The sequence below is a fragment of the Streptomyces sp. UC4497 genome (genome assembly GCF_054871485.1).
On record NZ_JBTYHB010000018.1, the window covers coordinates 127591 to 149735 of the forward strand.

A 22145-nucleotide genomic window follows, 5' to 3' on the forward strand; every position below is an offset into this window, starting at 1 on the left:
CACCTCCCGCGCCCCGTTCTCGTAGGAGCCGCCAGGTGTGCTACCAGGTGTAGCCCTGCTCCACCTTCATGCACTTGGAGTCGTCCGCGCCGTTCTGCGTCTGCTCCTTGTCCAGGGCCTTGCTCGCGTCCTCGTCGTCCGTCGACTTCGGGTACGCGGTGCCCGTCTTCCAGTCGGCGCCCACGATCAGCGTCACCCCGGACACCTCCGTCGACTCCTGAACCGAACTCAGCGGAATCCCGAGGGACTTGGCGACCGCCTGGGCGTCGCCCTCCAGGTCGGCCGACGGATAGCGGATCACCGTTCTGTCCTCGACGAGGGACTGCGCCTGGTCCGGGACCGTCTGCGTGAAGCCCTTGGCCGTGAGCGCCTGCGCCACCTGCGCGGCCCGCCCGGGCGCCGCCGGTGTCGTCGCCGTCCGCGTGCCGTTGCGCACCTGCACCGCGATCTTGTCGTCGGCCGCGGCCGGATCGTCGGACGTCTCGTCCTTCGGCTTCTTCTTGTCGTCCTTGTCCTTGCCGTCGAGCGCGATGTCGTCACGGAGCAGGCGCCACAGCGCGTCGGCGTCCTTCTCCTTCGGCACCACGCGCGCACCCTCGTACACGAACGGCATCGTCGTCATCGTGATCCGCTTCGGCGCGGGCCGCTTCAGCTCGTTGCTCAGGTCGTACAGCTTCTTGACCGTGTCGAGGCCGTCGTCCACGCTGAGCGCGTTCGTCGCCTCCTCGGCGAGCGTGCGCAGCTCGGCCGGGTGGCTGAACGTCGCGTTCTCGCGCAGCTCGCGCACCATCGAGCTCATGTACATGTGCTGCGCCTTGGCGCGCGCGATGTCGCTGCCGTCCTCGAAGCCGTGCCTGGTCCGCAGCCACTGCAGGGCCTGCTCGCCCTTGACGGACGTCGTGCCCTTTCTCAGCTTCAGGCCCGAGCCCTCGCCCGAACTGTTCCTGGAGTAGACATTGGCGTTGACGCAGACGGGTACGCCGCCGATCGCGTCCGCCATCGACACGACACCCGAGAAGTCGACCATCATGTAGTGGTCGATGTGGATGCCGGTCATCTCCTCCCAGGTGGCGACCGTGCAGCCGGCGCCGCCGCGGGCCAGCGAGGAGTTCACCATCTGCCGGGAGAACGTCGCCTCGTACACCTTGCCGGACTTCGGGTCGGTGCACTTGGGCAGCCGGGTCAGGGTGTCGCGGGGCATGCTCACCACGGACATGTTGCTGCGGTCGGCCGACAGGTGCAGCAGCATCTGTACGTCGGCCAGCGGGGCGGAGCCGACGCTCTGCTTGTGCCCGCCGAGCTTCAGGTTCTCCTTGGTGTTCCGGCTGTCGGAGCCGATCAGCAGGATGTTCAGCGGCCGTTGGCCCGCCGCGTTCGGCGTCGGTTCGGGGACCTTGTGCTCGCCGAGATTGAGCTTGCCCGTCTCCAGATTTCCGTTCAGATGGCGGTAGTAGAGGTATCCGGCGCCCGCCGTGCCGATGATCAGGACCGCGAGAACGCCCGCGGTCCAGCGCAGTATTCGTCGTCTGCGCCGGCGCGGCCGGACGGCCGCGCGCTGCCTGCTGCGGGTGGTGCGGCCGCGGCTGTCCGCGTCGTCCCCGCCCGGCGCATGCTCGTACAGGCTGTCGTCCCACCCCAGGTCGGACGCCTGTTTCGGTGGTTCACCCCGCCCGGCAGGCCGCCGTGTGCGCTCCCCACGCACAGTGCTTCGCCCCATGTCCTACCCCGCCCTCCCCGCCCTGTGACAGCGGCTCGGCCGCCCTCTGTCATTTACTTAGACAGTCAACAGGCGGCCGAGGTTGGTCACTTGGCGCACACAGCCTTGTCCGCTGTTGTCTTGTCGACCTCCGGCGCCTTTGCCGAAGCTCCGTCGACGGGTGTCCCCGCACCCTTGAAATCGCCGCCGAGGATGAGCGTCATCGCCGGCAGCCCCTGATCGTTCTTCTCGCTCTTGCCTTCCTTCAGCGCGGACGCCGGAAGGCCCATGATGTCCGCGAGCCGCCGGGCCTGATCGGCCTGGTCCGGCGCGTACTCGAGGCTCGTCTTCGCCTGATTCGGCTTGTTGCCCATCTGGCTCGACTTCAGTACGCCCTCATTGTTCTGCAGTTCCGTGAGAGTTTCCTGAGCGGCGCCGGTCTTGCCACTGCCGTTGTAGATGTTGACGCGGACCGCGGAGGCTGCGGACTTGGGGCCCTTGAGCTTCGCGTCCTGCTTCTCCTTCTGCTTCTTCTTCGTCTCCGTGAGGGACACGTCGTTCTTGATCGCGTTGAAGACCGGCGGCCCGGCCGTCGGGTTCACGACGACGGTCACGGGCGTCGGCTCCGCCGGGTTGTCGATCACGGGAACCGTGGTGAACGACAGGTTCTTCGGCGGCACCTTCCTGATCTCAAGAGCCAGGTCCTTGAGGCTGTTCAGGCTGCCGATGCCCTTGTCGACGGTGAGCGCCTTGGTCGCGGCCTCGGCGAGGCTCGTCAGCTTGCGCGGATTGGTGAGCGTGTCGCTCGAACTCATCTTGCGCGCGAGCGACCCCAGGAACTGCTGCTGCACCTTGATCCGGTCCAGGTCGCCCTGGTTGCCGAAGCTGTGCCGGGTGCGCAGGAAGGCCAGCGCCTGCTCGCCCTGAAGGTTGTGGGTGCCCGCCGACAGCTTGAGGTGCGAGTCCGGGTCGTTGACGTCCTTGCCGACGCAGACCTGGACGCCGCCGACCGCGCTGGACAGCGTCTTCACCGCGTTGAAGTCCGCCATCATGAAGTGGTCGACGGTGATGCCCGTGACCGCCTTGACGGTCTTCATGACACAGCCGGCGTCGCGGTCGTCCTGCCCGAGGCTGGTGTTGAAGCGGACGTTCGGCGTGCCCTTGATGGTCCTGAGCGAGCCGTCCTTCTGCTTCACCTGGCAGTCCGGCACATCCACGACGAGGTCGCGCGGAATGCTCAACGCGGTCGCGTTCGTACGGTCCTTGGAGACGTGCAGCAGCACGTTGGTGTCGGCGTGGCCGACGCTGCCCTTGTCGCCGTAGCCCTCGTTGCCCTTGCCGGTGCGCTTGTCGGTGCCCATGACGAGGACGTTGATCGCCTCGTCCTTGGCGAAGCCGCTCTTGGCGCCGACCACGTCCTGCGACGTGATGTTGCCGTTGAGGTGCTCCCAGTACCAGTAGCCGACCCCGGCGCCCACCAGGACGACCATGGCCATGCCGCCGGCCGTCCAGAGCATGACCTTCTTGGCCTTCGACTTCTTCTTCGGCCGCGAACGCCGCCGGCCGGAGCCGGGGTCCTGCGCCGCCGGCGCCTCACGGCGTCTGCGCTGCGGGGGGACGTCGCGTCGACCGCCGCCGCCACCCTGCGGGTTGCCACGGCGGGGGCCGCCACCGCGCGGGGCGGCGCGACGGGGGCTGGGCACTGCCGACTGCCCAGCGGAGGGGGTCAGTCGCAGTTCGTAGTCACCGGTGTGGGGGTTGAGCACCCACTGATCTGCGGGGTCGATGTTCTCAGCCCGCCCACGGCCTTGCGCGTCCACGGTTGTCTGTGTCCTCCGTCGGGGCCACGCGGCGCCCCACCCCCCTTAAAAGCGGGCGCCCGGTCAAGTCGGTCAGTAGTGCGCGACCGGGCTCGCAAGCATGGCCGGGTGCACCGGATCGCTCACACTATCCGCCCAGTTCAGCGTCAAGCGAGGACGGTGACAAATTCCACTCCCATACAACTGGGCAATCCGGACCATTTCTTTGAACCTGTGGGTCGGTTGATGACTTGCGCTTTACCCAGGGGCCGTTGAGGCGGTGTCCGGGCGTCGGGTCTCAGCCGCAGGAGGCCTGTCCGGCCGTGTTCCCCCGGAAGGTGGGGGCGGGGGAGGCGCCGGGTTTCCCGACGCTGCCGTACGTGCCGTATCCGTCGGAGTATCCATCGGATTCGTCGTCTGTGCCGTATTCGTCCTGTGCGCCGTACTCCTCGGCAGGGGGCGTCTGTTCGGCCACCTTCACGGGCGTGTCCTTGCGCAGCTGCGTGAACAGCCGCTCGGCCGCGGGCTGGACGAGCTGGTCCCGATTGGCGTTGTACTCGTACGACTCGCGGGGCACCGTCAGGAAGTGGACGCGCTCGGCGGGAATGCCGCGCATGCCGCGCACCAGGTCGTAGAGCCCGCGCAGGCTGGCGAGCCCGGGGTCGGTGGTCAGCGAGGAAGTGGCGGCGTCGAGCACGGGGTAGAGCCGGGTCGGGTTCAACAGCACGCCGTTGCTCTGCACCTTTTCGACGAGCGCGCCGAGGAACCGCTGTTGACGGTCCATCCGGTCGGTGTCGCTGCCGTTGCCGAGGCTCTTGCGGGCGCGTACGTAGCCGAGGGCCTGCTCGCCGTTGAGGTGGTGGGTGCCCGCGGCCAGTCGCACATGCGCGTCGTCGTCGTCGATCGGCCGGTCCAGGCACACCGTGACACCGCCGACGGCGTTCACCATGTCCTTGAACCCGTCGAAGTCCACGACCATGTGGTGGTCGATCCGGACTCCCGTCATCTTCTCGACCGTACGGATCGTGCAGGCCGAACCGCCCACCTCGAAGGCGTAGTTGAACATCGCGAACATCTCGTCGTGCCGGGAGCCGTCCCGCTGCCTACAGGCCGGCACGTCGGTCATCAGGTCGCGCGGGAACGAGACGGCCGTCGCGCTCTTCCGGTCCGCCGCGACGTGCAACAGGATCGTGGTGTCGGAGCGCTGGGTGCCGTCGTTGCGGCCGTACTTCCCGTTCTTGCCCGCCCGCGAGTCGGAGCCGATGAGCAGCAGGTTCTGCGCGCCCTCGGCCAGCACGGTGGGCCGTTCCTTCTCGTAGCGCGCGAGCTCGGCGGCGGTGTCCGAGTCCTCGGTGATGTTCCCGTTGAGCCTGTCGTACGCGACCCAGCCGACGCCGCCCGCCACCAGCACCAGGAACGCCGCGCAGATCGCCGAGTACCGCAGCCAGCGCCTGCGCCGCCGCGCGCGCCCCGCGCCGGTGGGCGAGGAGCCGTGGGCCGGCCCGGGGTCCGGGGGCGTGGCAGCGGAGTCGGTCACGTACAGGTCCCCCTCATGGAAACGTAGGCGTACCTACGACCATGGACCCCGCCGCGCGAACGGGCCGGGGGAGCTGAGCCGAACGGGTCAGCGGGCGGTCGCGGTGACCCGCTCGCTCTCCACGCGCTTGGCGAGGGCCTCTTCGTCGAGCCGGTCGAGGTTGCGGCACAGCACGACGGAGCCGCCGGTGGCCAGCGGCGCGTAGAGCCCCGCGGCGAGCCCCTGCCAGGAGTCGTACGCGAGCCCGGACAGCAGCCGCGAACCGGGACCGGTGAGTCCGAGCCCGCCGGCGTCGGCGGAGGCCTTCTCGACGACCTCGGCGCCCGTCCACTCGGCGCCGGCCACGACGAGCGCGGGTTCGTCGGCGTCGACGGGCGCGAAGGGGGCGAACCGGTCGCCCTGCCCCGGCACTTCGACGGCGTAGTCGAGGAAGCCCTCGGGCGGCTGCGGGAACCGCCCGCCGAGCGGCCGCAGCGCGAGCGCGACCCGCTCCCCGGAGCAGGCGCGCGCGGCGTCGAGCGTGTCCGGTCCGCTCACGACGAGATCGGCGCGGCCCGGATCCCCGCCCACATCCGCGACGACGCCGACGGACGAACAGGCGAGCAGCCACACCGCGGACTGCCAGTGGGCGGGCAGCAACAGGGCGAGACGGTCGCCCGGTTCGGCGTTCAGGTCGCCCTGCAACAGATTGGCAGTCTTGGACACCCAGTTCGCGAGCGTCGCCACGGACAACTCCACGCGCTCCCCGGTCGCGTCGTCGTAGAAAGTGACGAGCGGCCGCCCCGGATCATCGACGAGAGCGGCCTGAAGCAGAGCAGCGGGAGTACGAGCAGCACCATTCACCCAACCCACCCTACGCACCGCCCCCAATCGAGACGGCAAGGGCCCGCCCCCGCCTCGGGCAATCCGCCATAGCCCCGACTCCCCACCCATGACGGCCGACCGCACCCCGCCTTGGGCAATCTGCCGTCGGCCTGGCTCCCCGCCCGTTGCGGTCAACCGCCACCGCCTTGGGCAATCTGCCGCCTGGGGCGGCAGGGTGGGCAAGGCGGCACCCCGGTGCCGCGCAACGAAAACCGCCGGCGCCGACCCCGGCACAGCTCACCCACCCCGGTGCCGCGCAACGAAACCCACGGCACCGACCCCGGCACAGCCCCCCAACACCCGTATGACCCTCCCCCAATGGCCGACGCCCAAGGATCCGCACAGCATCGTGCGCATGCGTGGATTCCTTGCTTCATCGATCGGTGTCACCTGCGCCGCCGCCCTGGCCCTCCCGCTCACCCTGCCCACGGCCTCGAACGCCGCGCCGTCCCCGACGCGCGAAGCGGTCCCCGGCAGCACCCAGTCCCTGCCCCTCGAATCGCCACCCGGCAGCACCTCGACGCGCGCCGCCGGTGCCCCGCAAGAACAGGGGCTCACACGCCGCGACGTGCGCCCCTTCTCCCTCGTCGGCGTCGTCTGGGACGACCCGGACGCCCACCTCGACGGCCACGTACAAGTGCGTACGCGGACCACGGACACCACCCGCTGGTCCACCTGGCAGGACGTGGAGACCCACAACGACGACGCCCCCGACCTGGACACCCCGGAACGCGCCGCAGGCAGCCTGCACGGATCGACCGCCCCACTCTGGGTCGGCGACAGCGACGGCGTGGAAGTACGCGTGAAGGCGGACGAGCCCGACGCCGAGCGCGCGCAGCCGAGCCCCCTCCCCAAGGGCCTGCGCCTCGAACTCGTCGACCCCGGCGACGAACCCCCACAGGGCTCCCGCGCCGAAGGGGCCAGCGCCGGCGTCATCCCCGCCCTCGACAAGAAGCAGACGGAGGACGAACTGATCGAGGCCCGCGGCGGCAAGCCGGCCGCGGCCGGGTCCCGCCCGTTCATCGGCCCGCGCCCGCGCATCATCACGCGCAAGGGCTGGGGCGCCAACGAGAAACTCCGGGAACGCAAACTCGGCTACACCAAAACCGTCAAGGCCGCCTTCGTCCACCACAGCGCTTCCGGCAACAACTACCGCTGCTCGCAAGCCCCTTCCGTCATCCGCAGTATCTACCGCTACCACGTCAAGAGCAGTGGCTGGCGCGACATCGGCTACAACTTCCTCGTGGACAAGTGCGGAAACATCTACGAAGGACGGGCCGGTGGCGTCGCCAAGCCGGTCATGGGCGCACACACCCTCGGCTTCAACACCAACAGCACGGGCATCGCGGTCCTGGGCACGTACAGCAGCTCCAACCCGCCCTCCGCGGCCGTCAAGGCCATCGCGCGTCTCACGGCCTGGAAGCTCGGTCTCCACGGCGCGAATCCGCGCGGGTCGACATATCTGAAGTCGGGCGGTGGCAATCTCTACCGCAAGGGAAAGAATGTACGACTCAAGGTGATCTCCGGTCACAGGGACGGTTTCGCGACCGAATGTCCGGGACGCCGTCTCTACAACAAGCTCGGCAGTGCCCGCTCCAGCTCCGCCCACCTCCAGGGTCGCTGACGCCGGCCGGCCTGGGCGCCTCGCACGGTCTGCATACACTGGCCGGCCGAAAGACAGTTCGGCCGGCCCAAGCAGGAAGCAGAGACGACAGGTGACAGAAGCGATCCTCCTGGTCGGCGGCAAGGGCACCAGACTCCGGCCACTCACGGTGAACACGCCGAAACCGATGGTCCCGGCGGCCGGTGTGCCGTTCCTCACGCACCAGCTGGCGCGCGCGAAGGCGGCGGGCGTCGACCACATCGTTCTGGCCACCTCCTACCTGGCGGAGGTCTTCGAGCCGTACTTCGGCGACGGCTCCCGCCTCGGCCTGCACATCGAATACGTCACCGAGGTCGAACCCCTCGGCACCGGCGGCGCCATCCGCAACGTCGCCTCGCGCCTGCACTCGGCCCCCGACGACCCGGTCCTCATCTTCAACGGCGACATCCTCACGGGCCTCGACATCGCCGCGCTGGTCGACGAGCACGAGACGACCGGCGCGGACGTCTCCCTCCACCTCTCCCGCGTCGAGGACCCCCGCGCGTACGGCCTGGTCCCCACGGACGACACGGGCCGGGTGACGGCCTTCCTCGAGAAGCCCCAGACCCCCGAAGAGATCGTCACGGACCAGATCAACGCGGGCGCGTACGTCTTCCGCCGCTCGGTCATCGACACGATCCCGACGGGCCGCCCGGTCTCGGTGGAGCGCGAGACGTTCCCCGACCTCCTGTCCTCTGGCGCCCACCTCCAGGGCATGGTCGACTCGACCTACTGGCTGGACCTCGGCACCCCTCAGGCCTTCATCCGCGGCTCCGCCGACCTGGTCATGGGCCGCGCCCCGTCGCCCGCCGTCCCCGGCCGCCGCGGCGACCGCCTGATCCTGCCGACGGCACGGGTGGCCCCGGACGCGAAGCTCACCGAGGGCACGGTCGTGAGCGAGGGCGCGCTGATCGGCGAGGGCGCCCGCATCTCCGGCTCCACGATCCTGCCCGACGCCGTGGTCGAACCGGGCGCGGTGATCACGGACTCCCTGGTCGGTACCGCCGCCCGCGTGGGCGCCCGCACGACCCTCAAGGATGCGGTGATAGGAGACGGCGCCCACGTCGGCGCGGACAACGAACTCCAGTCCGGCGCCCGCATCTGGTGCAACGCCACCTTGCCCCCGTCCTCCATCCGCTTCTCATCGGACCAGTAGCCGATTAAGCCCCGCCGGCGATTGAGGACCATTTCAAGCCCCGCCGGCGATTGAGGCGCGGGGGCCTGGGGGGCAGAGCCCCCAGTTCCGGGAAGGGGCGGGTCGGGGGAAGAAAAGCCCTACCCTCGAAGCACCACCCGCCCCACCCGAAGGACCCCGTGGCCGGCCGCCGATACGCCCCCCGCACACCACCCACCCGCACAACGGTGCGCGGCGGCGAAACCCGCGTACCCGCCCCCACCCCGGCCCCCGGGCCCGGCACCCCGACCCTTCACACCCACACCCACACCCACACCCCGGAAACCCCCCTCCACCTGGGCCTCACCCTCGGCCCCCTGCGCCGCGGCCCGGCCGACCCCACCTTCCGCACCACGCCGACCGGCGCCGTGTGGCGAGCCAGCCGCACCCCTGAGGGCCCCGCCACGCTCCGCGTAACCCAGAACCCCGACACGACAGCGGTCGAGGCACACGCCTGGGGACCGGGCGCCACCTGGTTCCTGTCCCAACTCCCGCACCTGCTCGGCGAGTCGGACGACCCCACCGCCTTCGAACCCCGCCACCGCCTCGTCGCACAGACGACCCGCCGCCGCCCCGGCCTCCGCCTCACCCGTACGAACCTGATCCTCGAGTCCCTGATCCCGTCGATCCTGGAACAGAAGGTCACGACGGACGAGGCGTACCGCGCCTGGCGCCTGCTCCTGAACAAGTACGGCGAACCGGCCCCGGGCCCGGCCGGCGAAGAGCTGCGCATGCGCGTGATGCCGGACCCCCGCACGTGGGCGCTGATCCCGTCCTGGGAGTGGCACAAGGCAGGCGTGGACAACAAGCGCGCATCGACGATCATCCGCGCGGCGAAGGTGGCCCGCCGCCTGGAGGAAGCGGCGGCGATGGAGCCGGCGGCAGCCCGCACGCGCCTGGAACTCGTCCCCGGCATCGGCCCCTGGACGTCGGCGGAGACGGTCCAGCGCACGCACGGCGCCCCGGACGAGGTGACGACGGGCGATCTGCATCTGCCCGGCATCGTCGGCTACGCCCTCGCGGCCAACAGGGACGCGACGGACGAGGACATGCTGGAACTCCTGGCCCCGTACGCGGGCCAGCGCCACCGGGCGGCCCGCCTGATCATGCTCAGCGGCGTCTCACCGGCGCGCAGGCAACCCAAGATGCGCAAGGTGAACATCGCGGAGTGGTGAGCCAGCACCCGACGCTCGACACCACAGCGGCGGCGGCCGACCCGCCCTACCGAACCTCCACGAAGTCGGAGACACTCCGCTCCGGCCGCACCCCCGCCGCCCCCGCCGCATGCCCCACCGCGACGGCCCCCATCGGGTCCCACGACTCCGGTAGCCCGAGCACGTCCCGTACGACATCGCGGCAGAACATGGTCGACGAGACCCACGCGGACCCGAGCCGCTCCCCGGCCAGGGCGACCAGGAAGTTCTGCACCCCGGCCCCGGTGGCCACCACGAACATCTCCCGCTCGGCGGCATCCCGCCGGGGATCCCCGTACGTGTGCGACCCGTCCATCACCAGGCACGGAACAACCAAGTACGGCGCATTACGCAGCACGTCCCCCCGCCGCACCCGCTTCGCGATCGACTCCTCGCTCTTCCCGTCCCGCCGCAGATCAGCGACCCACGCGTCCCGCATCGCGTCGAGCAGCCGCACCCGCGACTCCTCCGACTCCAGGAGCACGAACCGCCACGGCGTCGTGTGATGCGGCGCGGGCGCCGTGACGGCCGCCGCGACGGCCCGCCTGACAGCCCCCGGGTCGACCGGCTCGTCGGTGAACGCGCGCACGGTCCGCCGCTGCGTCACGGCCTCCCGTACCGCCTCCGACGTACCGAGCCGGAACATGTCGTCGCGCGCGACCCGCACCAACTCCCTTGCGGATCCGCCCTGTTCACCCTCGCCAGTGACCGCGTCGAGCCCGCGCACCACGGCGACCGGCAGCCCGCCGGCCTTCCCCTTCACGAGGTCACCCGCGGCCGCCAGCTCGTCGGCGGTGGCCACCACGGTGGCGCTGAGCGGGTTCCCGTACGCGTCCGTGCCGCCCCGCAGATCGTCGAGTACGCGCACGCCCGCCGCCCCGATGGCGACATCGGTCAGCCCGTTCCGCCACGGCCTGCCGAAGGTGTCGGTGACGACGACCCCGACGTCCACGCCGAGCGCGTCCCGCACGCCGTCCCGGATCGCGGCCGCGGAGGCGTCCGGGTCCTCGGGCAGCAACAGCACCGTCCCGGCAGGGGTGTTGGAGGCGTCGACCCCTGCCGCGGCCATCACGAGCCCCAGCTTGTTCTCGACGATCCGCAGCGTGCCGCGCCGCGCCACGACCCGTACGGTCTCGGCGTCGATCGCGGCCTCCCGGTCGTCGGCAAGCATCACGCGGCCCTCGGCCTTGCTGACGATCTTCGAGGTGACGAGCAGTACGTCCCCGTCGACGAGCCCCGGCTCGGCGGCGACGATCAGCTTCGCGATGTCGTCGCCCTCCCGCACCTCGGGGATGCCGGGGACGGCCCACGCGCGAAAGCCAGGGGTTCCGGTCACGCGCCCCGCACCTCCTCCGCGAGCTTCAGCGCCTCGCGCGCCATCTCCGCGGCGGCGGTGCCCTCCACGGGGTCCGTCATCATCAGCGGCACGGCCCGGCACGGGATCCCCGCCGCCTCGACCCGCTCCACGGCCTTCTCGTCCACGGAGTCGACCAGCCACCCGTCGAGCAGCCCCACCCCGTAGTGCTCGGCGACGGCGGCCGCGCTGGACTCGACGCCCACGGCCGCGAGCACCTTGTCGGCCATGCCGCGCACCGGAGCGTCACCGACGATCGGCGAGAGCCCGACGACGGGCGCGTCGGCCTCGGCGATGGCCTCCCGGATCCCGGGGACCGCCAGGATCGTCCCGACGCTCACCACGGGGTTCGACGGCGGGAACAGGATCACGTCGGCCTCGGCGATGGCCTCCAGAACGCCCGGCGCGGGCTTCGCCTCCTGGGCGCCCACCGGCACCACGGCCTGCGCGTCCACGGAGGCGCGCAGCTTCACCCAGTACTCCTGGAAGTGCACGGCCTTGCGCTCGCCGTCCACATCGACCGCCACGTGCGTCTCCACGCGGTCGTCCGACATGGGCAGGAGCCGCACGCCCGGCTGCCACCGCTCGCACAGCGCCTCGGTGACCGCGCTGAGCGGGTAGCCGGCGGCCAGCATCTGCGTACGGACGATGTGGGTCGCGAAGTCCCGGTCGCCGAGCCCGAACCACTTGGGTCCGACCCCGTACGCCGCGAGCTCCTCCTTGACCGTGAACGCCTCGTCCGTACGTCCCCAGCCCTGCTCCTCGTTGATGCCGCCGCCCAGCGTGTACATCACCGTGTCGAGGTCAGGACAGACCTTCAGGCCGAAGAGGTGGATGTCGTCCCCGGTGTTGCCGATGACCGTGATGTCCGCGTCCGGAGCCGCCTGCTTGAGACCGCGAAGGAACCGGGCACCACCGATGCCGCCTGCCAGAACCACAATGCGCATGTGCCCAGCATCTCAGGCACCTCTGACAACGCGTCGGCCGGTCTCAGGCAGTGGCGCCTTCGGTGACCGAGCAGGTGGGGGAGGGCGCCCCCGCCGCTCGGGCGGAGTCGGCTGCGTGGGGGTGCATGGGCATCTGGGTCAGGCCGGGGAAGTAGACGTGCAGGCTGACCGCGGGCTCCAGGGAGTCGTTGACGACCTCGTGGGCGTAACCGGGCGCGAAAACCCGCTGCGCGCCGGTGCCGAGCGCACGCACGCCCCCTTCCGTACGCTCCGTCAGTTCGCCCTGGAGCAGCGTCAGTACGCCGGAGGACCGGCCGTGGTCGTGCAGCCCGCTGCCCTGGCCCGGCACCCACGACAGGAGCCACACCTCGTAGCCGGGGCCCGTGCGCAGGCGGTGGTACCAGCGGGTCGTGGCGTCGTACTCGACGAGGTGCTCCCACTGGGAGCGGTCGGCGGCGATGGAGCGCGCGAGGCCGACGAATTCGGCCACCGTCTCGGGGTGTTCACGGGCGGGCTGCAGCAGGTGCGTGACTTCGAGGAGGTCGCCGGCGATCTGGAGGTCGCTGTCGCTGTTCATGGGGTGGTGGTGTTCCTCAAGGGAGTGCGGTGCACAGGGCCGTACTGAGATGAGAAGAAGCGTGGTCGGAGCCGACGGGCTCAACGACTCAACAGCTGGAACAGCAACAACACGCGAGGGCAACGCGAACGGACCCGGCGGTGCGGGTCGTCGAGGATGCCGAAATCGCGAGCATGCCCAACAGGACAGCGGTTCATGCCCTTGTTGTCAACCCAATGTCCGGATTGTGGAATATGGTTCACCTCATCCGGTGCCCTTGGCAGGCGAAAGGTTTGTGCACCGAGGTCGCGGGACATGTGGCGCAGCAACCAGGCGTGCAAACGTCGGAACGGCAGCGATCTTTGCGGCGTCCTTCCTTGTAGCGGTTCATTACGGGAGGGCCGACTGCATGGCGTGCGGTCGGCTCCGAATGGGCCGCGGGCAAGTGTCATGGTTTTTGGCGATTTGAACACTTTCCGCATAGCCTTGGTTCCGCAGAGTGAATAACGGGCCCAATAGCAGATCTCGGCTTGACTGCCCCGGATCGGCACACTTGTAATTTCACTCGTGTCGTTCAGCCGAAATCGGTAGCGGCAACATCACGGGGACGCACGGACAGACGAGGGGCGCACTATGACCGAGTCGTTTCAGGATCTACTGGTCGAGGACGCGGAAGAAGAACTCGGCTGGCAGGAGCGCGCGCTGTGCGCCCAGACCGACCCCGAATCCTTCTTCCCCGAGAAGGGCGGCTCCACGAGAGAGGCCAAGAAGGTCTGCCTCGCGTGCGAGGTCCGCTCCGAGTGCCTCGAATACGCGCTCGCCAACGACGAACGCTTCGGCATCTGGGGCGGCCTGTCCGAACGTGAGCGCCGTCGACTGAAGAAGGCCGCTGTCTAGGGCCCATCTGTCTGGGGCCCGTCGTTCGGATCAGGCCTGGGGCCTGTCCTCGAACTCCCGTCGTCGTCCGAGATGTGCGGTGCTTTCCGGCCCGCTGCCCGTGGTTGTCCACAGGCGGCGGGTCGCTGTTGTTGGCAGCCGTTAGTGTGGGGCCCCGTCCCGGACGCCACCGTGTCCCCAGCGGGCGCGGGCGTCCACCGCAGTCCAACGAACCGGGGCCCGTACCTCGATGTCCGTGCACAGCCACTCGGCAGGCCAATTCGGTACTGCCGCCGCCGCGTTCAACCCGGGGCCCGCAGCAGGGGTCGACCCGAGCAGCGCCCCCGAGTTCCCCAGGCATGTCGTCACCGCCGTCGTCGTCTCGCACGACGGAGCGCGCTGGCTGCCCGACGTTCTGACAGGACTGCTCTCCCAGGAGCGCCCCGTACAGAACGCGATGGCGGCCGACACCGGCAGCGCCGACGACTCCGCCGCGCTCGTCGCGCGGGCCATCGGTGACGACCGCGTTCTGCACCTCGCGCGCCGCACCGGCTTCGGCCAGGCCGTCGAGGAGGCCGTGCGCAGCGCGGGCGTCCTCACCCCCGAAGAGCTGCCGTACCTGAAGCGCCCGAGCGGCTGGGACCCCGTCAGCCGCCAATGGCGCGACGACGCGTACGACCTGCCGGACCTGCCGCACGGCGAACCCGAGCAGTGGCTGTGGCTGCTGCACGACGACTGCGCGCCCGATCCCGACGCGCTCGCCCAGATGCTGCGCGTCGTCGAGATGGAGCGCGAGGCCGGCAGCGACGTCGCGATCGTCGGCCCCAAGCTGCGCGGCTGGTACGACCGCAGGCAGCTCCTCGAGGTCGGCGTCTCCATCGCCCACTCCGGGCGCCGCTGGACCGGACTCGACCGCCGCGAGCAGGACCAGGGGCAGCACGACCACGTGCGGCCCGTGCTGTCCGTGTCCACCGCCGGCATGCTGATCCGGCGCGATGTCTTCGAGCAGCTCGGCGGCTTCGACCGCAGGCTGCCGCTGATGCGTGACGACGTCGACCTGTGCTGGCGCGCCCATGCCGCGGGCCACCGGGTCGTCGTCGCCCCCGAGGCCGTCGTGCGGCACGCCGAGGCCTCCTCCCGCGAGCGCCGCACCGTCGACTGCGTCGGCCGCACCGCCACGTCGCCGCACAAGGTCGACAAGGCGGGCGCCGTCTACACACTGCTCGCCAACGCGCGCGGGGCGGCGCTTCCGTGGGCCCTGCTCCGCCTCGTGTTCGGCACACTGCTCCGTACGCTCGCGTACCTCGTCGGCAAGGTGCCGGGACAGGCCTTCGACGAGATCACCGGTCTGCTGGCGACGCTGCTGCGGCCGGGGCGGATCCTCGCCGCCCGCAGGCAGCGGGGCAAGGGCGTCGTCGACTCCAAGGAGCTGCGCCCGCTGTTCCCGCCGCCGGGAGCGACGGTGCGGCTCACCGTCGAACAGGTGGCGGGGAGCCTCTTCGAAGGCTCCGACCCGGAGACCGCCAGAGCGGGCCGGCACGGTGGCGGTGGCCTCGTGTCGCCCGACGACGCCGAATTCGTCAGGGTCGAGCGGTTCGCGCGCCTCAAGCGCATCGCCCGCAACCCCGGACCGGTGCTCCTGGTAGTGCTGCTCTTCGTCTCCCTCATCGCCTGTAGAGGGCTGCTGGGCGGCGGCGCGCTCGCGGGCGGCGCGCTGCTGCCGGCTCCTGCCGACGCGTCCGAGCTGTGGGCGCGGTACGGCGACGCCTGGCACGCCACCAGTACGGGCGGCACCCAGGCGGCGCCCCCGTACCTCGCGCTGCTCGCCACCCTCGCGTCCGTGCTGTTCGGCTCCACCGGCCTCGCGGTCACCGTGCTGCTCGTCGGCTCGGTGCCGCTCGCCGGTATCACCGCGTACTTCGCGTCCAGGCCGCTCGTCACCTCGCGCCTGCTGCGCGCGTGGGCGGCCGTCGCGTACGCCTTCCTGCCCGCCGTCACGGGCGCCCTCGCGGGCGGCCGCATCGGCACCGCGGTCCTTGCGATCCTGCTGCCGCTCCTCGCGCGCGCGGGTCTCGCCGCTTCGGGCCTGACGCACACTCAGGGCGGGCGCGGCAGCTGGCGGGCCACGTGGGCGTACGCGCTGCTGCTCACGATCACGACGGCCTTCACGCCGATCGTGTGGCCGATCGCGCTCGTCCTCGGCATCGCCCTCCTTGTAGTGCGGCGCTCCGACATCACCGCCTACGGGCTGCGTTTCCTGGCCGTGCTCGGCACGCCGCTGCTGATGCTCGCGCCGTGGTCGCTCTCGCTGCTCCCGTTCGGCTTCTTCAAGGAAGCCGGAATCCCGTACGGGGCGGGCTCCGCGACCGGGCTCGGACTGCTCGGCGCGTCGCCGGGCGGCGCCGGGACCACGGGCAGCCTGCTGCTCGTCGGCATCGTCCTCGCGGCGCTGGCCGCCCTGCTGCGCACCGAACGCCGCCTCGCGATCGTCGCGTCCTGGTCCGTCGCCGTCGTGGCGCTCGTCTTCGCGGCCCTGTCGAACGGTTCGGCGTGGGCCGGACCCGCCACCCTCGTCTACGGCATCGCGCTCCTGGTCGCTGCCGCGCTCGGCGCCGACGGCGCGCGCTCGCGGGTGGCCGAGCAGAGCTTCGGCTGGCGTCAGCCGGTGGCCGCGCTCATCGCGTTCGCCGCGGCGGCCGGCCCCGTGCTGCTCGCCGCGGGTTGGATGATCGGCGGCGCCGACGGGCCCGTCGAGCGGCGCGACCCGGTGCAGGTGCCCGCGTTCGTCGCCGAGGAGGCCGGCACCCGCGACCAGGCCCGCACGCTCGTCATGGACGGCTCCACGGGCGACGTCGCGTACTCGCTGGTGCGGGGCGCGGGCGTGCGCCTTGGTGACGGCGAACTGACCGAGGCGGCGGGCGAGAACGCCAAGCTCGACAAGGTCGTCGCCAACCTGGTCGCCGGCTCCGGCGCCGACCAGGCCGACCAGCTCGGCGGCTTCGCCGTGCGCTACGTCCTCGTACGGGGCGGCGCACCGCGCGAGATGAGCCGCGTCCTCGACGCGACGCCCGGCCTGACCCGGCTCAGCCAGCAGGACGGCACGGCGCTGTGGCGCGTCGACCGTCAGGTGGCGCGGGCCGTCGTCCTGCCGAAGGCCGACGCCGGTTCCACGGCGGAGGAGGCCGTGCCGGTCGCGGCGGGCCCCGTCGAGCTGCACACGAAGGTGCCGCAGGGCAAGGAGGGCCGCATCCTGCGCCTCGCCGACCAGGCCGCCGAGGGCTGGACCGCGACGCTGGACGGCGCACCTCTGACGAAGACCACCGTCGACGGCTGGGCGCAGGGCTTCGAACTGCCCGCATCAGGCGGCACGCTGGACGTCACGTACGACGCGCCGATCACGCACGTCGCCTGGCTGTGGGCGCAGGGCGCGCTCGCCCTCGTCCTCGTGGTGCTCGCCCTGCCGGGCCGGCGCGAGAACGTCGACGACGACCTGCCGGACGAGCCCGTGGTGACCGCGGAGGACCTCGCGGGCGACGGCCGAAGGGCGCGGCGACTGCGCGCCCAGGCCGAGGCGGAGCAGGCGGCACAGGCGGAGCCCGTGCCCCAGCCGGTTCCCGGCGCCGACATGCCTCCTCCTCCGGAGGAGGCCCCGGTGGCGGGCTTCCCGCACCAGCAGACCTACGCGGAGTGGGACCAGCCCAGCTACGCGGGCGCCGAGTACGGCACGTACGCGGCGGGGGAGCAGCAGTACCAGGGCGGCGCCTACGGGTACGACCAGCAGGCCGACCCCTACCAGGCGGGCCAGTACGACCCGTACGCCTACGGAGGCGGGTACGAGATGCCCCAGGCCCAGCCCCAGCCCCCGCAGTACGACCCGACGTACGAGCAGCAGCACGGCCACGGCAACGGGGCCGACAATGAGCGCCCCGACGGGAGCCAGCAGTGAACCGCACGACCCTGTCCCTGATCGCCGCCGTGACCGCCCTGGCCGCCGTCACGGGCTTCGCCGCGGCCACCACGCCCGGCGGGGACGACACCTCCGACAAGGCGGCCGCCGCGCGCCTCCCTGTCGAGCGCTCCAGCCTGCTGTGCCCGGAGCCCAGCCAGTCCGACCTGGCCGAGACCGCGTACACCTCGTACACGCCCGAGACGAAGGGCACCGAGGGCGCAGGCACGGCCGAGCTGCTGCCTGCCAAGGGCGGCAAGGAGGGCAAGGCGGTCGTCACCCCGAAGAAGCCCGGCACGCCCGTCGCGGGCGACGCCACAGGGGCCGAGGCGCCCGCCCTGACCGGCACCGCCGACGGCCCCCTCGCGCCCGGCTGGACCGTCCAGCAGACCACCAGCGTGACCGCGGGTTCTGGCCGCGGCCTGCTCGGTGTGAACTGCTCGGAGCCCGACACGGACTTCTACTTCCCCGGTGCCAGCACCGCCAAGGGCCGCAGCGACTACGTCCACCTCACGAACCCGGACGACGAGGCCGCGGTCGTGGACGTGCAGATGTACGGCCCCGAAGGGGCCATCAAGTCCGAGGTCGGCGAGGGCATCACCGTGGGGCCGCACTCCAGCGTCCCGGTGCTGCTGTCGACGCTGACCGACAAGGCGTACACGAACCTCACGCTGCACGTGACCGCGCGCAGCGGCCGGGTCGGGGCGGCCCTGTCGGACGTGGACGAGAAGCAGGGCGGGGACTGGCTGCCGGCCGCCGCCGACCCGGCCCCGTCCCTCGTGCTGCCCGGCATCCCGAAGGACGCCAAGAACGTGCGCCTGGTCGCCTTCGCACCGGGGCAGGACGATGCCGACCTGAAGGTCCAGCTCGCGACCTCCAGCGGCAAGATCGCGCCCGCCGGGCACGACACGCTGCACCTGAAGTCGGGCATGACCACGGCCGTCGACCTCGGCGCCGTGACGCGCGGCGACGCGGGGTCGCTGATCCTGACGCCCTCCGAGGGCTCCGTGCCGGTCGTGGCCGCCCTGCGCGTCACGCGCGGCAAGGGCGCCGACCAGGAGACCGCGTTCATCCCGGCCACGCGGAGCATCGGCGCGCGCGCCACGGTCGCCGACAACCGCTCCAAGGGCTCCACGCTCGCCCTGACGGCCCCCGAGTCGACCGGCAAGGTCAAGGTCACCGCGTCCCCGGGCACCGAGGGCGGCACGGCGACCACGAAGGAGTACACGGTCAAGGGCGGTACGACCCTGTCGGTCACCCCGCCCGTCCCGTCCGGCCTGAAGGGCAGTTACGCGCTGACGGTGGAGCCGGTGTCCGGCGGCCCGGTCCACGGCTCGCGGATGCTGGAGAAGAAGCAGGGCTCCGTCCCCGCGTTCACGGTGCAGACGCTGCCGGACGACCGGGGCATGGTGTCGGTGCCGAAGGCGGACGAGGACCTTTCGGTGGTGCAGAAGTAGCTGCCGGGGCGGCGAGGTCAGTCCTCGCCGTCTCCGTAGTCCCCGTAGCGGGGATCCACGGTATCCGGGGTGAGCCCCAGAACCTCCGCGACCTGCTCGACGACCACCTCGTGCACGAGCGCCGCCTGCTCCTCGCGCCCCTTGGTGCGGATCTCCACGGGACGCCGGTAGATGACCACGCGCGCAGGGGTGTCGTCCCGCGCGGGGACCGTGCCGCCGAGCGGCACCGTGCCGCCGGTCATCGCCTCGTCCTCGGCCGTCAGCCGGGGCACGTCCAGAATCAGGAAGTCGACCTCGGCGAGCTGCGGCCAGCGCCGCTCCAGGCGCTCCACGGAGTCCTGTACGAGGTCGGAGAAGGCCTCGGCACGGCTCGCGGACAGCGGCACCTGCGGCGGCGCCACGGGGCCGCGCATGCCCCGCCCGTGCCGGTCGCGGCGGCGCGGCGGGCGCGGTTCCCCGGAGGGCGGCGAAACCGCGTCGTCTGTGTTGACTGGCCTTTCCATCACTGACGCAGCGTAGTCCTCCGCGGCGCCGGAAGCGGGGCGGCGCCTGACGGAGCGCTCCATGTCGCTTCCTGACCGATCAAGCCAATCTTGGGGCTGATTCAACTTCTCTCCCGGATCGATGATCTCGCGGCAATTGAAGCTATATGCCCCGAGTGGTGACCGCTTTCAACTGCCTCGTGGGGCGCACAGTCCGGGGTCCACGCAGGTCATCGGGGCGCACGCGCGCGGTGGTGTGCGCCGTATCACGCCACGACACGGTGGGGTGACCTCGGGGAGAGTCGTCGCGGCCCGCTCAAGAGTGCGGTACCGTCCAACGCTGTGAGCCCTGTACGTCGCTGTTCGCGCACCGCTTGCGGCCGTCCCGCCGTCGCGACGCTGACGTACGTCTACGCCGACTCGACCGCGGTCCTCGGCCCGCTCGCCACCTACGCCGAACCCCACTGCTACGACCTGTGCGCCGAGCACTCCGAGCGCCTCACCGCGCCGCGTGGCTGGGAGGTCGTCCGCCTCGCCGACACCAGCGGTCCCAGCCGTCCCAGTGGGGACGACCTGGAGGCACTCGCCAACGCCGTGCGTGAGGCGGCCCGCCCCCAGGAGCGCGCGGCCGAGGCCGGCGGCTCGGGGCCGCGCACCGCGGACCCCATGGAGGTCGCGCGCCGTGGCCACCTCCGCGTGCTGCGCTCGCCCGACAACTGACCGGGTCGGCGGCCGGTCGACTTCCTCGGTCAACTTCCTTGTAGATCAGCCCCCTTCACGGGATCTTCACAGTCGTACGCGTTGACCCGCGATTGTTGAGGACACGACGATTTCGCCACCCGACTCCGGGATTCCGGGAGGCGCACGTGTTCGTCCAGCAATTGGAGCCCGTAGGCGGCTCGCTCGGCCTGTCCGCCCTCGTCGCGGCCCTGCCGCTCGTGACCGTCCTCGTCCTGCTCGGCGCCGTGCGCATGAAGGCGCACCGGGCGGGCCTGATCGGTCTCGCCGTGGCAGCCGCCGTCGGCTGGATCGCGTACGGCATGCCCCTCGGGCAGACCGTCTCCAGCGCCGCACAGGGCGCCGTCTTCGGCCTTTTCCCCATCATGTGGATCGTCGTCAACGCCCTGTGGGTGTACCGGATGACGGTGCGCACCCGGCACTTCGACATCCTGCGCCGCTCCTTCGGGCGGCTCTCCGACGATCCGCGCATCCAGGCGCTCGTCGTCGCGTTCTGCTTCGGCGCGCTCCTGGAGGCGCTCGCCGGGTTCGGGGCGCCGGTCGCCATCTGCTCGGTGATGCTGGTCGCGCTCGGTTTCGACCCCGTGAAGGCGGCGGTCGTCGCGCTCGTCGCCAACACGGCGCCCGTCGCCTTCGGGGCCATGGGTACGCCGGTCGTGACGCTGGCTCAGGTGACGGGCCTTCCGCTGGACACCGTCGCCTCCGTGGTGGGTCGTCAGACGCCGCTGCTCGCCCTCGTGGTGCCGCTCGTGCTCGTCGGCCTGGTGGACGGCAAGCGGGGCCTGCGCGAGACCTGGGTGCCCGCCCTCGCGTGCGGATTCGCCTTCGCCGTCGCCCAGTTCGTGGCCTCCAACTACGTGTCCGCCCAACTCGCCGACATCGGCGCCGCCCTGGTGGGCGCCGGCGCCCTCGTCGCGGTGCTGCACGCGCGCAGGCCGGCCGCCGAGCCCGTACGCGCCGCCGTCCTGACCGGCGTACGCAGTGAGGACCTGGACGAGGAGGACGCGCGGCCCGAGGTGCTGCGCGCCTACGCCCCGTACGCGCTCATCGTCGTGATCTTCTCCCTGGCGCAGATCCCCGCCATCAAGGACTGGCTCGCCAAGGCCAACTGGGTCTTCGACTGGCCCTTCCTGAACGTCGCCGACCCGAGCGGCAAGCCCGTGGGCGGCAACATCTTCACGCTGCCGCTCGTCTCCACCGGCGGCACGCTCGTCCTGCTCGCGGGCGTCTTCACCGCGGTCGTGATCGGGGTGCACGCGCGCGATGCGGTGCGCGAGTGGTTCGCCACCGTGCACGAACTGCGGTTCGCGATCCTGACGGTGACGAGCGTGCTGGCCCTCGCGTACGTCATGAACCTCTCCGGACAGGCCGCCACCATCGGGCACTTCGTGGCGGCCGCGGGCGCGGGGCTCGCCTTCTTGTCGCCGGTTCTGGGGTGGTTCGGCGTCGCGGTCTCCGGATCCGACACCTCGGCCAACGCCCTCTTCGGCGCCCTCCAGGTGACGGCCGCGCAGCAGTCGGGCCTCTCGCCGGAACTCCTTGCCGCGGCGAACAGTTCGGGCGGCGTCCTCGGCAAGATGATCTCGCCGCAGAACCTGACGATCGCCTGCGCGGCGGTCGGCCTCGCGGGCCGGGAGGGCGACCTGCTGCGCAAGGTGCTGCCGTGGAGCGCCGGGCTGCTGCTGGTGATGTGTCTGATCGTGTGGGGGCAGAGCACGGCGGTGCTGGGGTGGATGCTGCCGTGAGGGATGTCGGTGCTCACCGGTCACAGCTGAGTACTGCTGTGACCAGTGAGGACGCGGGAGGCCGGGTTCCTCGGGAGGAATGAGGGGTTCACGATCCGCTGTCAGTGCGGCCAGGTACTTTGTGGGTCCGTGCAGGACT

General features: G+C 71.3%; 16 protein-coding genes. 8 read left to right on the plus strand and 8 right to left on the minus strand.

Annotation, left to right across the window (positions count from 1 at the left end):
• Positions 1–40: 40 nt before the first annotated feature.
• The 4 genes from ACYSUO_RS24600 to ACYSUO_RS24615 all read right to left on the minus strand — a co-directional run bounded on the left by ACYSUO_RS24600 (position 41) and on the right by ACYSUO_RS24615 (position 5875).
• Positions 41–1717: an LCP family protein gene (locus ACYSUO_RS24600; RefSeq protein WP_461778406.1), complete on the minus strand. Its 1677-nt coding sequence runs from the start codon at positions 1715–1717 to the stop codon at positions 41–43.
• An 86-nt stretch (positions 1718–1803) separates the two neighbouring features.
• Positions 1804–3516, minus strand: coding sequence for an LCP family protein (locus ACYSUO_RS24605; protein ID WP_461778407.1), 1713 nt, complete (start codon positions 3514–3516; stop codon positions 1804–1806).
• Between the two features lie 277 nt (positions 3517–3793).
• A complete protein-coding gene (locus ACYSUO_RS24610) occupies positions 3794–5032 on the minus strand; it encodes an LCP family protein (protein WP_461778408.1) in 1239 nt (412 codons plus the stop codon).
• Positions 5033–5119: 87 nt separating this feature from the next.
• Positions 5120–5875, minus strand: a complete 756-nt coding sequence (locus ACYSUO_RS24615) for a TIGR03089 family protein (RefSeq protein ID WP_461778409.1) — start codon at positions 5873–5875, stop codon at positions 5120–5122.
• Between the two features lie 376 nt (positions 5876–6251).
• Between ACYSUO_RS24615 and ACYSUO_RS24620 the strand changes: the two genes are divergently transcribed.
• The 3 genes from ACYSUO_RS24620 to ACYSUO_RS24630 all read left to right on the plus strand — a co-directional run bounded on the left by ACYSUO_RS24620 (position 6252) and on the right by ACYSUO_RS24630 (position 9887).
• On the plus strand, positions 6252–7520 hold the full coding sequence (locus ACYSUO_RS24620; RefSeq protein WP_461778410.1) for a peptidoglycan recognition protein family protein: 1269 nt from the start codon (positions 6252–6254) through the stop codon (positions 7518–7520).
• Between the two features lie 91 nt (positions 7521–7611).
• Positions 7612–8694 (plus strand): mannose-1-phosphate guanylyltransferase, encoded by a 1083-nt coding sequence (gene manB, locus ACYSUO_RS24625; RefSeq protein ID WP_461778411.1) that lies wholly within the window; start codon positions 7612–7614, stop codon positions 8692–8694.
• A 158-nt stretch (positions 8695–8852) separates the two neighbouring features.
• Entirely contained in the window at positions 8853–9887 is a 1035-nt protein-coding gene (locus ACYSUO_RS24630; protein ID WP_461778412.1) for a DNA-3-methyladenine glycosylase family protein, read from the plus strand.
• Between the two features lie 46 nt (positions 9888–9933).
• On the opposite strand, the gene ACYSUO_RS24635 is transcribed toward ACYSUO_RS24630, so the two are convergent.
• The 3 genes from ACYSUO_RS24635 to ACYSUO_RS24645 are packed head-to-tail and all read right to left on the minus strand — an operon-like array spanning position 9934 to position 12783.
• Positions 9934–11241: a coenzyme F420-0:L-glutamate ligase gene (locus ACYSUO_RS24635; RefSeq protein ID WP_461778413.1), complete on the minus strand. Its 1308-nt coding sequence runs from the start codon at positions 11239–11241 to the stop codon at positions 9934–9936.
• Positions 11238–12206, minus strand: coding sequence for a 2-phospho-L-lactate transferase (cofD, locus tag ACYSUO_RS24640; RefSeq protein ID WP_461778414.1), 969 nt, complete (start codon positions 12204–12206; stop codon positions 11238–11240). Before cofD ends, ACYSUO_RS24635 begins: the two co-directional genes overlap by 4 nt.
• A gap of 43 nt (positions 12207–12249) precedes the next feature.
• Complete coding sequence (locus tag ACYSUO_RS24645) at positions 12250–12783, minus strand: cysteine dioxygenase (protein ID WP_461778415.1); 534 nt, start codon at positions 12781–12783, stop codon at positions 12250–12252.
• Between the two features lie 612 nt (positions 12784–13395).
• Between ACYSUO_RS24645 and ACYSUO_RS24650 the strand changes: the two genes are divergently transcribed.
• The 3 genes from ACYSUO_RS24650 to ACYSUO_RS24660 all read left to right on the plus strand — a co-directional run bounded on the left by ACYSUO_RS24650 (position 13396) and on the right by ACYSUO_RS24660 (position 19041).
• Positions 13396–13659, plus strand: coding sequence for a WhiB family transcriptional regulator (locus ACYSUO_RS24650; protein WP_127831770.1), 264 nt, complete (start codon positions 13396–13398; stop codon positions 13657–13659).
• A 229-nt stretch (positions 13660–13888) separates the two neighbouring features.
• Entirely contained in the window at positions 13889–17584 is a 3696-nt protein-coding gene (locus ACYSUO_RS24655; RefSeq protein WP_461778416.1) for a glycosyltransferase family 2 protein, read from the plus strand.
• Positions 17581–19041 (plus strand): DUF5719 family protein, encoded by a 1461-nt coding sequence (locus tag ACYSUO_RS24660; protein ID WP_461778417.1) that lies wholly within the window; start codon positions 17581–17583, stop codon positions 19039–19041. The genes ACYSUO_RS24655 and ACYSUO_RS24660 overlap by 4 nt, the downstream gene beginning before the upstream one ends.
• Positions 19042–19058: 17 nt before the next feature.
• On the opposite strand, the gene ACYSUO_RS24665 is transcribed toward ACYSUO_RS24660, so the two are convergent.
• The gene (locus tag ACYSUO_RS24665) at positions 19059–19544 is read right to left on the minus strand and encodes a metallopeptidase family protein (protein WP_461778418.1); all 486 of its coding nucleotides are present in this window, start codon (positions 19542–19544) and stop codon (positions 19059–19061) included.
• A gap of 321 nt (positions 19545–19865) precedes the next feature.
• Here ACYSUO_RS24665 and ACYSUO_RS24670 point away from each other — a divergent pair, with 321 nt between their 5' ends.
• Together ACYSUO_RS24670 and ACYSUO_RS24675 are read left to right on the plus strand one after the other, a co-directional pair.
• Positions 19866–20243, plus strand: coding sequence for a DUF3499 domain-containing protein (locus tag ACYSUO_RS24670; RefSeq protein WP_206302118.1), 378 nt, complete (start codon positions 19866–19868; stop codon positions 20241–20243).
• Positions 20244–20389: 146 nt separating this feature from the next.
• Positions 20390–22006, plus strand: coding sequence for an L-lactate permease (locus ACYSUO_RS24675; protein ID WP_461778419.1), 1617 nt, complete (start codon positions 20390–20392; stop codon positions 22004–22006).
• Positions 22007–22145: the final 139 nt, after the last annotated feature.

Coding starts and splice junctions, on each gene's coding strand:
- ACYSUO_RS24600 (WP_461778406.1), bottom strand. CDS start 1,717: ATGGGGCGAAGCACTGTGCGTGGGGAGCGCACACGGCGGCCTGCCGGG.
- ACYSUO_RS24620 (WP_461778410.1), top strand. CDS start 6,252: ATGCGTGGATTCCTTGCTTCATCGATCGGTGTCACCTGCGCCGCCGCC.
- cofD (WP_461778414.1), bottom strand. CDS start 12,206: ATGCGCATTGTGGTTCTGGCAGGCGGCATCGGTGGTGCCCGGTTCCTT.
- ACYSUO_RS24645 (WP_461778415.1), bottom strand. CDS start 12,783: ATGAACAGCGACAGCGACCTCCAGATCGCCGGCGACCTCCTCGAAGTC.
- ACYSUO_RS24650 (WP_127831770.1), top strand. CDS start 13,396: ATGACCGAGTCGTTTCAGGATCTACTGGTCGAGGACGCGGAAGAAGAA.
- ACYSUO_RS24655 (WP_461778416.1), top strand. CDS start 13,889: ATGTCCGTGCACAGCCACTCGGCAGGCCAATTCGGTACTGCCGCCGCC.
- ACYSUO_RS24665 (WP_461778418.1), bottom strand. CDS start 19,544: ATGGAAAGGCCAGTCAACACAGACGACGCGGTTTCGCCGCCCTCCGGG.